Annotated in this window: 11 protein-coding genes and 1 pseudogene; 3 read left to right on the top strand and 9 right to left on the bottom strand. The window is 73.6% G+C overall.

Features of this window, described 5'->3' with window-relative positions:
• Nucleotides 1–36: 36 nt before the first annotated feature.
• The 4 genes from OHA81_RS26045 to ligD all read right to left on the bottom strand — a co-directional run bounded on the left by OHA81_RS26045 (nucleotide 37) and on the right by ligD (nucleotide 3,100).
• Nucleotides 37–291, bottom strand: coding sequence for a WhiB family transcriptional regulator (locus OHA81_RS26045; RefSeq protein WP_329199741.1), 255 nt, complete (start codon nucleotides 289–291; stop codon nucleotides 37–39).
• A gap of 59 nt (nucleotides 292–350) precedes the next feature.
• Nucleotides 351–1,145, bottom strand: a complete 795-nt coding sequence (locus OHA81_RS26040) for a VOC family protein (protein WP_329199740.1) — start codon at nucleotides 1,143–1,145, stop codon at nucleotides 351–353.
• A 108-nt stretch (nucleotides 1,146–1,253) separates the two neighbouring features.
• Entirely contained in the window at nucleotides 1,254–1,811 is a 558-nt protein-coding gene (locus tag OHA81_RS26035; RefSeq protein ID WP_329199738.1) for a DUF3291 domain-containing protein, read from the bottom strand.
• Between the two features lie 266 nt (nucleotides 1,812–2,077).
• Nucleotides 2,078–3,100 carry a non-homologous end-joining DNA ligase gene (gene ligD / locus OHA81_RS26030; RefSeq protein ID WP_329199736.1) on the bottom strand — a complete coding sequence of 341 codons (1,023 nt, stop codon included), beginning with the start codon at nucleotides 3,098–3,100 and terminating at the stop codon, nucleotides 2,078–2,080.
• Between the two features lie 102 nt (nucleotides 3,101–3,202).
• On the opposite strand from ligD, the gene OHA81_RS26025 reads away from it, so the two are divergent.
• Nucleotides 3,203–4,273, top strand: coding sequence for an ATP-dependent DNA ligase (locus tag OHA81_RS26025; protein ID WP_329199735.1), 1,071 nt, complete (start codon nucleotides 3,203–3,205; stop codon nucleotides 4,271–4,273).
• Nucleotides 4,274–4,287: 14 nt separating this feature from the next.
• On the opposite strand, the gene OHA81_RS26020 is transcribed toward OHA81_RS26025, so the two are convergent.
• Both OHA81_RS26020 and OHA81_RS26015 read right to left on the bottom strand, forming a co-directional pair.
• Nucleotides 4,288–5,667, bottom strand: coding sequence for an NAD(P)/FAD-dependent oxidoreductase (locus OHA81_RS26020; protein WP_329199733.1), 1,380 nt, complete (start codon nucleotides 5,665–5,667; stop codon nucleotides 4,288–4,290).
• Between the two features lie 274 nt (nucleotides 5,668–5,941).
• A pseudogene (locus OHA81_RS26015) lies at nucleotides 5,942–6,939 on the bottom strand (NAD(P)/FAD-dependent oxidoreductase).
• A 66-nt stretch (nucleotides 6,940–7,005) separates the two neighbouring features.
• On the opposite strand from OHA81_RS26015, the gene OHA81_RS26010 reads away from it, so the two are divergent.
• Entirely contained in the window at nucleotides 7,006–7,632 is a 627-nt protein-coding gene (locus OHA81_RS26010) for a helix-turn-helix domain-containing protein (RefSeq protein WP_329199731.1), read from the top strand.
• Entirely contained in the window at nucleotides 7,629–8,114 is a 486-nt protein-coding gene (locus tag OHA81_RS26005) for a nucleotide triphosphate diphosphatase NUDT15 (RefSeq protein WP_329199729.1), read from the top strand. Before OHA81_RS26010 ends, OHA81_RS26005 begins: the two co-directional genes overlap by 4 nt.
• A gap of 41 nt (nucleotides 8,115–8,155) precedes the next feature.
• Here OHA81_RS26005 and OHA81_RS26000 read toward each other — a convergent pair whose 3' ends face one another.
• The 3 genes from OHA81_RS26000 to OHA81_RS25990 form a co-directional block, all read right to left on the bottom strand.
• Nucleotides 8,156–10,249 (bottom strand): MDR family MFS transporter, encoded by a 2,094-nt coding sequence (locus OHA81_RS26000; protein ID WP_329199727.1) that lies wholly within the window; start codon nucleotides 10,247–10,249, stop codon nucleotides 8,156–8,158.
• A gap of 36 nt (nucleotides 10,250–10,285) precedes the next feature.
• Nucleotides 10,286–11,635: a 6-phospho-beta-glucosidase gene (locus OHA81_RS25995; RefSeq protein WP_329202556.1), complete on the bottom strand. Its 1,350-nt coding sequence runs from the start codon at nucleotides 11,633–11,635 to the stop codon at nucleotides 10,286–10,288.
• A 240-nt stretch (nucleotides 11,636–11,875) separates the two neighbouring features.
• The gene (locus OHA81_RS25990) at nucleotides 11,876–12,865 is read right to left on the bottom strand and encodes a helix-turn-helix domain-containing protein (protein ID WP_329199725.1); all 990 of its coding nucleotides are present in this window, start codon (nucleotides 12,863–12,865) and stop codon (nucleotides 11,876–11,878) included.
• Between the last annotated feature and the right edge of the window lie 57 nt (nucleotides 12,866–12,922).

Genomic DNA, 12,922 nt, shown 5'->3' with positions numbered 1-12,922 from the left:
CTTCGGCGTACCCGCCCCGTGCCCGCCCCGTGCCGGTCAGGCGCGCGGGCGCAGGGCGAGGCGCTCGGACTCCGAGAGGCCGCCCCAGACGCCGAAGCGCTCGTCGTTCGCCAGGGCATACTCCAGGCACGCGGCCCGGCCCTCGCACGCCCCGCACAGCCGCTTCGCGTCGCGCAGCGATGAGCCGGGCTCGGGGAAGAAGAAGGCGGGGCCCGTCTGCGCGCACAGGGCGAGGTCGTACCAGGCGGGTGCGGCGGCAGTGGTCGGGCGGTCGCTCGTGTTCATCGACATGACGCAGATCCTCACCGCCGCCGATGGACGTCCGATCAACGCTTCATCAACACCGTGTCCTACGCACCGGGGGCGGGAGCGCTGGTGATGACCGCGAACCGGGCGCCGAAGGGGTCCGCTGCCTTCGCGAAACGGCCGACGCCTTCCATGGAGACGGGGGTGAGGCGGACCTTGCCGCCCGACTCCTCCACCCGGGCCGCCGCCGCGTCGCAGTCGGCTACCTCGAAGTACGGGGTCCAGTAAGGGCGTTCGGTGTCCTCCACCGGGTCCGCCGCGATCGGCACCAGACCGCCGAAGGCCTCCTCGTCGGGCGCGCCGGCCGGCTTGACCATGGTGTAGGTGCCGCCTTCGAAGGGCATCTCGGTGACCTCCCAGTCGAAGACCGCCCGGTAGAAGCCGGCGGCCGCACCGACATCGGGCGTGTACAGCTCCGCCCAGCAGAGGGTGCCCACCACCCTCACCTCGTCCATGCCCTTGTGCCGGCCGGGCTGCCACGCCGCGAACGCGACGCCCGCCGGGTCGGTGAAGACCGCCATGCGTCCCAGGTCCAGCACGTCCATCGGCTCGAACGCGACCGCGCCGCCCGCCTTGCGCACGGCTGCCGCCGTCGCGTCCAGGTCGGGCGTCCGGAAGTACACCGTCCACGCGGAGGGCCCCTGCTCGGGGGTGACGGTCATCCCGCCCGCGACGGTCTTCCCGCCGAGCCGGAACATCCCGTACCCGCCGACCTCCTCGCCGCCCGGCGCGTACTCCCACCCGAACAGGCCGCGGTAGAACCCGGCCGCGCCTTCGGTGTCGGGAGTCCCGAGGTCCAGCCAGACCGGGGAACCGTCCCTGTAGTCCGTGCTGAGCATGGCGGTACCCCTTCCCTTCGCCGGCGGCTGCTGCCTCCTTCGAGCATGGCACCCCCCACTGACAACGGCCGCCCGGCATCCCCGCCCCGCCCTCCGCGGCCGCCCTCGTCAGTGAACCCGGTCGCTCTTCGGACCGGTGCCCTTGGTCCTGGTCGGAGTTCCGTCCGGGGCGTACGCGTGGCGGAAGGTGAAGGCGTGCGGCGCGCTGTCGTGGTCGTGGAGGTGCTCCAGCCGGGAGACCCCGTCCTGCCAGGTGGGTATCACGCCGTCGGAGACCCACCAGAACACGTGGTTCGGGTGCCCCGTCCTCTCGAACCAGTCGCCACGCCTGTTCAGTGCCTCACGGTGCGGACCGGTGTAGACGGCGTCGAAGGCGGGGCGCAGGCCGGTCCACAGGGAGAGGGTCGCGGCCAGGGCGGTGGTTTCCCGCGTGTGGCCCTTGCCGTACCAAGTCGGTACGGCGAACTTTCCCCACGCACCCCAGTCCGCCTCGAAGAGCCCGCCCCGGTCGGCGTCTGCCGCTTCCGCGTGCGCGAGGTATCCGGGCTGCTGACTGATCTTCCGGTAGACGGCCTCACCGATGTCGTAGAACTCGCGCGTGAGAGGTGCGGGATCGGCGAGAGGCGACCTCAGGACACCGAACGTGTACAGAGCAAGGCGGGGCATGCGTTTCTCCCTGGGGGCTGCCTGGCGTGGATCCGGTTCGGTGGCTGACGCATGGGGGCGAGGGTTCGCGGGGGGGCCGACTCCTCCCGTCGCGGCGTGCCCGGCGTGCAGGAACCCCTGTGCGACCGTGGGCGACCACCGAGGACCAGACGAAGGTAGCTGCCTGCGCGGGTCATGTCGAAGTTGCGATTTCCCTGCCCAAGTGGCCTCTCGCGCAGGCCTTTTCGGGGCCGGGGCAGGGGCGTTGGCGCCGCCCGCCTGCGGGGTCAGTGGTCCGCACGTTTGGCGCGGCTGGGTTGGACGCGCTTGGGTTCGCCCGGCATCTTGGGGTAGTCCGGGGGGTACGGCATGTCGCCCAGGCCGTGGTCGTGCTCCTGACGGTCCGCGAGGTCCAGGACGGTGTCCAGGGCGAACGCGTGCTCGTCCATGTCGGCGTGCAGGTCACCGAGTTGCGCGAAGCGCCCCGGCATCGTGACGATGTCGAAGTCCCGCGGCTCCGCGTCGTCCACCTCGTCCCAGCGCAGCGGCGCGGACACCGGGGCGTGGGGGCGGGGGCGGACGGAATAGGCGGAGGCGATGGTGCGGTCGCGCGCCGTCTGGTTGTAGTCCACGAAGATCCGCTCGCCGCGCTCCTCCTTCCACCAGGCCGTCGTGACCTTGCCCGGCATCCGCCGCTCCAGCTCCCGCCCCAGGGCGATCGCACACCGCCTGACCTCGGTGAACGTCCACCGCGGAGCGATCGGCACGAACACGTGCAGCCCCCGCCCGCCCGAGGTCTTCGGCCAGCCGCGCAACCCCACCTCGTCCAGCAGCGCCCGCAGTTCATGGGCGGCGGCGACCGCGTGGTGGTAGTCGGTGCCCGGCTGCGGGTCCAGGTCGATGCGCAGTTCGTCGGGCCGTTCGGTGTCCTCGCGGCGCACCGGCCAGGGGTGGAAGGTGAGGCAGCCCAGGTTGGCGGCCCACAGCACGGCGGCCGGCTCGGTCGGGCAGATCTCATCGGCCGTCCGCCCGCTGGGGAAGGCGATGTGGGCGGTCGGGATCCAGTCGGGCAGGTTCTTCGGGGCCCGCTTCTGGAAGAAGGACTCCCCGTCCACCCCCTCCGGGTACCGCTCCAGCGTCGTCGGACGGTCGCGCAGGGCCCGGGTGATGCCGGGGGCGACCGCCAGGTAGTACTCGGCGACGTCCCGCTTGGTGAGGCCGCGCTCCGGGAAGTACACCTTGTCCGGGCTGGACAGCCGAACCGTCCGCCCGCCCGCGTCCAGCTCGATCGCATCACGCGCAGCACCCATGTCCGCCACGGTAGGGGGCCCCGGGCCGCCCCGCACACCGGGCGGATCCGGCCGGGCGCGCACACCGCGCGGCTCCCGCCGGCCCGCCGCAGAATCGAAGGCATGGATCTGCCGGTGATGCCCCCCGTGAAACCGATGCTGGCCAAGTCCGTGACGTCCATCCCGCCGGGCATGCAGTACGAGGCCAAATGGGACGGCTTCCGGGCCATCGTCCACCGCGACGGCGACGAGATCGAGATCGGCAGTCGCACCGGCAAACCCCTGAACAGGTACTTTCCCGAGCTCGTGACGGCCCTCAAGGACAATCTGCCCGACCGCTGCGTCATGGACGGCGAGATCGTGATCGTCCACGACCGCCGGCTCGACTTCGACCGCCTCACCGAGCGGATCCACCCGGCGGCCTCCCGGGTGAAGATGCTCGCCGAGACGACCCCGGCCAGCTTCGTGGCCTTCGATCTGCTCGCGCTCGGCGACGCTTCCCTCCTCGACACCCCGCTCGTCGACCGCCGCAGCGCCCTGACCCGTGCCCTCTCCACCTCTCGGCCCCCCGTCCACCTCGCGCCCGCCACCACCGACCCCGCAGTCGCGCACGACTGGTTCGAGCGGTTCGAGGGCGCCGGACTGGACGGGGTGATCGCCAAGCCCCTCGATCTCCCGTACCGGCCCGATGTACGCCTGATGTTCAAGATCAAGCACGAGCGTACGGCCGATGTCGTCATCGCCGGTTTCCGTTTCCACAAGAGCGGTCCGATCGTCGGTTCGCTGCTCCTGGGCCTCTACGACGGCCACGGAACCCTCCAGCACGTCGGTGTCTGCGCCGCCTTCCCCATGAAGCGCCGCGCCGAGCTGCTGACCGAACTCGAACCGCTGCGGATGCCCGATCCCGGGGGGCACCCGTGGGCCGCCTGGGCCGAGGAGGCCGCCCACGAAAGCGCCCGGCTGCCCGGCGCGCAGAGCCGCTGGACCGGCAAGAAGGACCTGTCCTGGGTCCCGCTCCGCCCCGAGCGGGTCTGCGAGGTGGCCTACGACCACATGGAGGGCGACCGCTTCCGGCACACCGCGCAGTTCCGCCGCTGGCGCCCCGACCGGCTGCCGGAGAGCTGTACGTACGCCCAACTGGAGGAGGTCGTCCGCTACGACCTGGCCGAAGTGCTCGGCACCCCCGGCAGCTGAGGCCCGCGGCCCCCTCAGCCCCTCGTGAGCTTCTCCCACTCCCCCCGGTCCGGCCCCACCGCGTTCGGCGCGTAGTGCGGCCGGTCCGCCAGCCACCGCGCCACCCGCGCCCGGACCTCCGGATCCGCGTACGCCCGTTCCGGCGGTTCGACCAGATGCAGCACCCGTGCCCGCGCCCGCATCACCTCCGGATCCTCCAGCGCGCACTCGAACAGTGCGGCCACCTCCCGCGCGGTCCCCGTACGCCCCGCCCTCGTCGCGAACCGCTCACCGATGGCCGCGTCCACGACCACCTGGAAGTCGAACCAGGGCTTCAAGGTCCGCACCGCCCACGCGTGGTACCCGGCGGCGAACCCGGGCGACCCGGGGTCCAGGTGCAGGGTGCGCGCCACCCGGCTCGCGGCCCACAGGGTCAGCGAAGTTCCCTGCCCCAGCGTGGGGTTGGTGTGGGTGATGGCGTCCCCGACGGGAACCAGCCCGCTCACCACCGGTCCCCGCTCGTCGCTCAGCGCGCTCCACCGGTTGTCCAGGCTCGCGGTGGCCAGTACCTCCGACAGCGGCTCCGCGCCCAGCCGCAGCCACGCCTCCCCCGGTGGGAAGGCCCGCGCCGCGGCCTCGAAGACGGCCGGGTCGCGCAGCGCCGAGCGCGTGGGGTCCTCGGTGTGCACGAACAGGGTGACGGCGAAGACCCGGTTGTCGGCGGGGAAGACGGCGCACCCGGCGAAGGCGCCGCCGGTGACGGCCCACGGACGGCGCGGCCTCTCCGCCGGCCCGCCCGGCAGCCGGTACCAGCGGCAGAAGTAGGCCAGCCCGGTGCGGTGCCGCTCCACCACCGGCGGCCGGCAGCCCGCCGCGGCCAGCCACCGCTCGGTGGCGCCGCGCCGCCCGCCCGCGTCGACGACCAGGTCCCCCTCGTACGTGCCGGCCACGGAGGTGACGCCCGTGACCCGGCTCCCCTGGAACCGGAGGCCGGTGACCGGCTCCCCGTAGCGCGCGACGACGCCCGGCTCGGCGCGCAGGGCGGTGGCCATGGCGCTCTCCAGCAGGATGCGCCGGGCCTGGATCATGACGAGGTCGTCGTCGCCGGGTCGCGTCGGCGGGCGTTCGTCGAACCAGTCGAGCTCGCTGCGCTCGCGCGCCCCCAGCCGCAGCATCTCGGCGTACACGTCGGGCAGTTCGCCGCGCAGTACGGTGCGTGCCGCGCCGAGCAGGGCGTGCGGCTGGGTGGCCTGGGGCACGGTGGGTCGGCGCCAGCCGAAGAAGTCGCGGTCGAGGGCGGTACCGGGGGCGCGGGAATCGCGTTCGAAGAGCTCGACGCTGTGTCCCCGCCGGGACGCGAGCAGCGCGGTCGCCTGCCCGCCGATCCCCCCGCCGATGACCAGTACGTGTGCCATGGAGCCCCCCTGAGCCGACGAACCGTACGACGATCAGACCGCCCAGAGCCTGCACGGGCCGGCCCCCACCGAAACCCCCGCACGGTTGTCCGAATCCGGCCCCGCGAGCCCGCCCGCGAGACCGTTCCTTCCCACGGGTATCCGAGGGGACAGACCTTCCGAACGGGCAGCCGCCTCGAACCGTCAGCCGTCAGCCGTCAGCCGTCCCGAACGAGTCGACGTCCCGTACGGCCATACGTCCCGAACGGCCGGAGCCGTGCGCCGGGGGCTGCGCTCAATCCGAGTCCCCCCGGTACGCCCGCAGCGCCCTGCGGGTCTCCGCCTCGACCAGGTCGGCGTTCAACGCCGCCGCGGCCCGCACGCCCTGCGCGGCGGCGCCCGCCAGCTGCTCCGTCGGCGCGGTGACGTTGCCGGCCGCCCACACCCCCGCCAGCGCCGTCGCCCCGGTCTCCGGGTCCGAGGCCACGCACGTGCCGAGTTCCACCCCGTCCCGCTGGACGGTGGTCAGGGGCAGCCCGAGGCTGGTCAGCACCCCGGCGCGGGCGGTGAAACGCGGCGCGACCACCAGGGCCCGGCAGGGCTGCACGGCCGCCCCTCCCGCCAGGAGCACGCCGCTCAGCCGGTCGTCCGCGTCGACGACCAGCCCCGTCACCTCCCCCTCGGCCACAGCGACCCCCGCGCGGCGAGCAGCTCCCGCTCACCGGTGCCCGGCCGCCAAGTGTGGGCCAGCAGCGTCACCCGGTCGCTCCACTGCCGCCACAGCAGGGCCTGGTGCACGGAGAGCGGCCCGGTCCGGGAAGCGGCGAGCACCGCCAGCGGCAGGTCCCGCACCTCCCAGCCGTGGCAGTACGGGCAGTGCAGCACGTCCCGCCCCCACCGGGCCCCCAGACCCGGCACGGGCGGCAGCTCGTCCACCAGCCCGGTGGCCACCAGCAGCCGCCTGGCCCGCGCCACCGAGCCGTCACCGCAGCGGACCAGGAACCCCCCGCCGGGCTCCCGGTCGGCGGCGATGGCGGTCCCGGCCGCCCCGCTGCGGATCTCGGCGCCGTAGCCGGCCGCCTCGGCCCGCCCCCGCTCCAGCAGTCCGGCCGGGCTCTCGCCGTCGTGTCCGAGGTAGCCGTGCAGGCGGGCCGCGGGGGCGTTGCGCGGGCTGCCCGCGTCCAGCACCAGGACCGAGCGCCTGGCCCGGGCCAGGGTCAGCGCCCCCGCCAGTCCGGCGGTCCCGCCGCCCACGACCACCACGTCGAACCGTCCCGCCCTCACCTTGTCCATGGGGCCGAGCGTGCGCCGGAGGCGGCCCGCTTGACAAATGAGGTTGCCGAACCGGCAAATGGAGGCATGCCCCCCGATGACCAGGAGCCGGCCCGGGACCTCGCCGGCGTCATCACCGCCGTCGGCCCCCGGCTGCGCGCGCTGCGCCGTCGGCGCGGCACGACGTTGGCACAGCTCAGCGAGGCCACCGGCATTTCGATGTCCACGCTGTCGCGGCTGGAGTCGGGGCAGCGCCGGCCCACGCTGGAGCTGCTGCTCCCGCTGGCCAGGGCCCACCGGGTGGCGCTGGACGACCTCGTCGGGGCGCCGGACACCGGGGATCCCCGGATCCGCGCGCGCCCCTTCGTCCGGCACGGCTGCACCTACGTACCGCTGTCCCGCGACTTCGGCGGGGTGCACGCGTTCAAGATGATCCTGCCGCCGAGCGACCCGTCGCAGGCCCTGCCCGAGCCGAAGGTCCACGAGGGCTACGAGTGGCTGTACGTACTGTCGGGCCGGGTCCGGCTGCTGCTGGGCGCGCACGACCTCGTCCTCACGGCGGGCGAGGCCGCCGAGTTCGACACGCGCACGCCGCACGCCTTCTTCAACGCGGGCCCGCAGCCCGCCGAGTTCCTCAGCCTGTTCGGCCCCCAGGGCGAGCGGATCCACGTCCGCGCCCGCCCCACCACCGTCTCCCCGGAAGGACGCCCATGAGCAACCAGCGCCCCGAACGCGCCGTCCCGCAGCCCAACGCGGTGGTCGGCGTCGGCCTCGTCGTGGTCGCCGAAGACGGCCGGATCCTGCTCGGCCAGGCCCACGACGGCCGCTGGGAGCTGCCCGGCGGCAAGGTGGACCCCGGGGAGGGCTTCGAGCAGGCCGCGGCCCGGGAGCTCGCTGAGGAAACGGCACTGCGGGCGGCGCCGGGGGACATCCAGGTGCTGGGCGTCCAGATCGACGCACGCTCCGGCCTGACCCGTCTGACGGCCGCCGCCGTCACCCACGCCGCCGAGGGCACCCCCGCCGTGACCGAGCCCCACAAGATCGCCCGCTGGTCCTGGTTCGCCCCGGCCGAGATCCCCTCCGCCCTCTACGCCCCCTCGGCGGCGGTCCTGCGCACCTGGCGTCCCGACCTCACCCCGGCGCTCCCCCACGTCCCCTCGCACGACTACCTCGCCACTCCGCACGAAGCGCGCTGAGGGCCCGCGCCGCGCGCCCGCCGGGGATCCCGGGACAGCCCTCAGGCCGGGGCCGGGCGGGGGGCGAAGTTGCCCTCCGCCAAGTCCTCCGCCAGGAGGCGCTTGGCGATGGCGTCCGCCGCCGCGCGCAGTGCCGCGCTGCGGGGCCGGCCGCCGTCGCGCTCCAGCCGGTCGCCCAGCCAGTCCGCCCACGCCAGGGAGATCACGCCGGCCTCCCGCTCCCCCGCCGGGGTGAGCGAGAAGAAGACGCCCTCGCGGCTCAGGTAGCCCTCCTCCACCATCCGGTCGAAGACCGGCAGCAACACCTCCGGCGGCAGCGACCGACGGGCCGCGACGAGGCCGATGCTCGCGTGCCCGACCGTCCGGGTCAGCAGGTCGACCTGCATCACCGTCCACGCCCCGGCGATGTCCAGCCGGGTGTCGCTGCCGTTCACGATCGCGCGCGCCGTGTCGGGGCCCATGCCCCGTACGAGATTGCCGACCGCCAGCTCCAGCAGCTTGGCCGAGTCCCCCGAGGCCGTGACCGGTGAGGCGAAGCCCTCGCCCATGTCCGTGGACGACGCCCGGGCGCTGTCGCGCAGCCGGACCTGCTTGAGGAACAGTGCGACGACGAAGCCCAGCGCCGCCACCGGCACCGTCCACAGGAACACCGTGTGCAGGGCATGCGCGTACGCGTCGATGACCGGCCCGGCGGCGGCCGGGTCCAGCCCGTGCACACCGTGCGGGCTGCGGGCGGCCTCGCCCAGCCGGGCCGGGTCCAGGCCGGTGGCGCTCGCCGCCTGTGCCACGCCCGTCGCGAGGCGGGGCGCGAGGGTGTTCGCGTAGATGGTGCCGAAGACCGCCGTGCCGAAACAGCTGCCGAGCGTACGGAAGAACGTGACGCCGGAGGTGGCAGTGCCGAGATCGCGGTAGTCGACGGTGTTCTGCACGGCGATCGTCAGGACCTGCATGCACAGTCCGATGCCGGCGCCGAGGACGAACATGTACAGCGACTCCAGCCAGGCGCCGGTGCCGGGCCCCATCAGGGACAGCAGGTACAGCCCGGCGCCCATCACCGCGGAGCCCACGATGGGGAAGATCCGGTAGTGCCCGGTCTTGGAGGTGACGTTGCCGCTGAACACGGAGGCGATCAGCAGCCCGATGACCAGCGGCAGGGTCCGTACGCCCGACACCGTGGCCGAATCCCCGTCCACGTACTGCAAGTAGGTGGGGAGGAACGTCATGGCGCCGAGCATCGCGAACCCCACGACGAAGCTGAGCACCGAGCAGACCGAGAAGACCGGGTTGCGGAACAGCCGCATCGGCAGCATCGGTTCGGCGGCCCGCGTCTCGACCACGCAGAACAGCGCGAGGGCCGCGGCGCCGCCCGCGAAGAGGCCGAGGATCACCGCCGAGCCCCACGCGTAGCCGTTGCCGCCCCAACTGGTGGCGAGGATCAGGGCGCTCGCGCCGACCGCGACCAGCGCGATGCCCGGGTAGTCGATGCGGGGCCTGCCCGCCGCCCGGACCGAGGGGATCGTCCGGGCCGCGGCGATCACCACCAGGATCGCGATCGGGACGTTGACGTAGAAGGCCCAGCGCCAGCTCAGATGGTCGGTGAACAGCCCGCCGAGCAGCGGCCCGATGACGGTGGCGACGCCGAAGACCGCGCCGATCGCCCCCTGGTACTTGCCGCGTTCGCGCAGCGGCACCACATCGGCGATCAGGGCCATCGAGGTGACCATCAGGCCGCCCGCACCGACGCCCTGGAGGCCCCGCCACAGGATCAGCATCGTCATGTTGCCGGACAGTCCGCACAGGAACGAGCCGGTGATGAAGACGACGGTCGAGATCTGGAAGACGAGTTTGCGCCCGAAGAGGTCGCCGAACTTGCCGACCAGGACCGTCGCGACGGTCTCGGCCAGGAGGTAGGCGGTCACCACCCACGACATGTGGGCCGCGCCGCCGAGGTCCGCCACGATCGTCGGCAGCGCGGTGCCCACGATGGTCTGGTCCAGCGCCGCCAGCAGGACGCCCAGCATGATCGTGCCGAAGACGACGTTGCGCCGCCGCCGGTCGAGCACGGGTGGTGCGGCGCCTACGGCGGGGGCAGTGGTCACACCTCGCACTCTCACAGCGCCCCCGCCCGGCCGCATGCGGCACGGGGCCGTGCGGGTGACGCGGAACCCGGATCAGCGCAGGTAGGCCAGGCCCGGGTGCTCCGCCGCGTACCCGTCGAGGAGCCGTCTGGCCACGGTCACCGAGTCCACCAGCGGGTGCAGGGCGAAGGCTTTGACCGCGTCCGCGCGCGAGCCGCTCGCCGCTGCGGCCAGGACCTCCCGCTCGACGGCCTTGACCGAGGTCACCAGTCCCACGGCGTGCAGCGGAAGCGGGTCGACGGCCACCGGGTGGGCGCCTCCCGCGTCCACCAGGCAGGGCACCTCGATGACCGCCTCCGCGTCGAGCACGCCGAGGGTGGAGCCGTTGGGCACGTTGAGGATCAGGGTGGCCCGCTCGTTGCGGGCGATGGCCCGCATCAGGGCGAGCGCCACCTTCTCGTACCCGCCGGACTCCAGGTCGCTCTCGTCGCGCGCGCCCACGCCGGCCGCCTCCCGGTTCTCGGCCATGTACGTGGCCTCCCGCTCGGCCCGGGTCCGGTCCCAGGCGGCCAGCGCCGACCCGGGTGCCTGCCCCGGCTGCCCGGCCCGGGCGTAGAACTCGCGCTGCTGGTCGCGCAGGAAGGCGCCGCGGGTCTGCCGGGCGTCCAGGTAACCGCGTACCGTCTCGCGGTTGAAGTAGTAGTAGTGCAGGTACTCGTTCGGGATCGCGCCGAGCGAGCGCAGCCATTGCGGCCCGAAGAGCCGACCCTCCTCGAAGGACTCCAGCGCCTTGGTGTCGGCCAGCAGCCGGGGCAGTTCGTCCCGGCCCGCCACGCGCAGGCCCCGGATCCAGCCCAGGTGGTTCAGGCCGACGTAGTCGATCCACGCCTCCTCGGGCCGGACCCCCAAGAGGCGCGCGAGGCGCCGGCCGAGGCCCACCGGGGAGTCGCAGATGCCGATGACCCGGTGTCCGAGCACCTCGGCCATCGCCTCGGTGACCAGCCCGGCCGGGTTGGTGAAGTTGATGACCCAGGCGTCCGGGGCGACGCGGGCGATCCTGCGGGCGATCTCCCGGACCACCGGCACGGTGCGCAGGCCGTACGCCACCCCGCCCGCGCCCACCGTCTCCTGGCCGAGGACTCCCTCGGCGAGGGCGATCCGCTCGTCGGCGGCACGTCCCTCCAGACCGCCGACGCGGATGGCGGAGAAGACGAAGTCGGCTCCCCGCAGGGCCTCGTCGAGGTCGTCGGTGGCGGCGACGGACGGGGCGTCCGGTACCCCGGCGGCCTGGTCGGCGAGGACCCGGGCCATGGCGGTGAGCCGGGCCGGGTCCTCGTCGTAGAGGGTCACGTGGGTCACCCTGCCCTCGGCGCGGTCGCCGAGGAGTGCCCCGTAGACGAGCGGTACGCGGAAGCCGCCCCCGCCGAGGATGGTCAGCCGCACGTCCCTACCGCCCTTCGCCAGTGCCACGATCGGCGACACGGCGGCCGGGACCCCCCTTGGGTCGGCGCGGCGCGGCACGCGATCAAGGCTTCCAGTGTCCCCCGCCGGGGGTGCCCGCGGGGGCACCCCGGCCGCGGCTTTGGCCGGTACCGGTCCCCCGGCACCGGTGCCCGAGCGCCGGTACCAGCCCCGAGCGCCGGTACCAGCCCCGAGCGCCGGTACCAGTCCCGGGCGCCGGTGTCAGTCCCCGAGCGACGGCACCGCGCGCAGCCGCGCGCCCTGCTGGTGCGCGAAGCCCTGGCCGGGCCCGACGGGTCCGGCCGGCCGGCCCTGCGGCGTGGAGAGGATCAGGGTGATCCGGGTGAGCCCCATCGCGTCCAGCATCCGGCTGGACTCCGCCACCATCCGGCAGCGCACCACACCCCAGCCGGGATCCGGATGGCGCACCGTGCGCACCGCCCCGTCCTGTTCGGCGGCGTCGGCGCCGTGGGTGCTGAGCCAGTGCGGGACGCCGTAGCGGTAGGCGGCCTCCATGAACGGGTCACGGGCCACTTCCTGACGGATGCTCCGCAGCCCCTCGTCGTCGGGGGCAGCGGCCAGCGCGGTCGCGAACCGGGCCAGCAGCGGGACGCACCAGGCCGGTTCGTGGTCCTCCAGCACGGCGGCGGCGTCCGGGTGGAACAGGACGAAGCGCAGGAAGTTGTCGTCCGGCAGGGCGGTGGGGTGCGGGCGCACCGTCTGGAAGAGCTTGTCGAAGGCCGAGTTGGTCAGGGCCACGTCCCAGCGGTGGTCCACCAGGAAGCTCGGGTAGGGCACGGCTTCCATGAGGGCCGCGTAGTCGCACAGGTAGTCGCGCTGGGCAGGGTCCTCGGGCAGCCGGTTCTCCTCGGCGGCCCGCCAGGTGGGCGGCGGGTCCCGGTCGACCATGACGCGGAACAGCCAGAAGCACTGCCGCTCGCTCATTTCCAAAGCCTCGGCCAGGGCGAGCAGTTTGCGGTCGGTCCATTCCTTTACCAGACCGCGTTCCCAATTGCCGTACGCGCGCACGCTGATGCGCAATCGTGCGGCGAGGTCCTCCTGGCTCAGGCCCAGTTCCTCGCGGCGCTGGCGCAAAAGCTCCTTGCGTCGCTCCGACCGCACTGCGCCACGGGCCGAGTCGTCGCCCGTCAGGCGTTCCTCGCCGGCTCGGGCGAGGCCATCGGACGGGCCCACCGCTGCGAGATGTGGCACCGAGAGCTCCCCCTCCTCACGGTCTGGATCTTCATTTCCGTGTGGCGATCCTGCTAC

The organism is Streptomyces sp. NBC_00667 (genome assembly GCF_036226825.1).
In the GTDB taxonomy this organism is placed as follows: domain Bacteria; phylum Actinomycetota; class Actinomycetes; order Streptomycetales; family Streptomycetaceae; genus Streptomyces.
The sequence above is the reverse complement of the archived record's forward strand: the minus strand, read 5'-3'. Positions and strand labels throughout refer to the sequence as shown.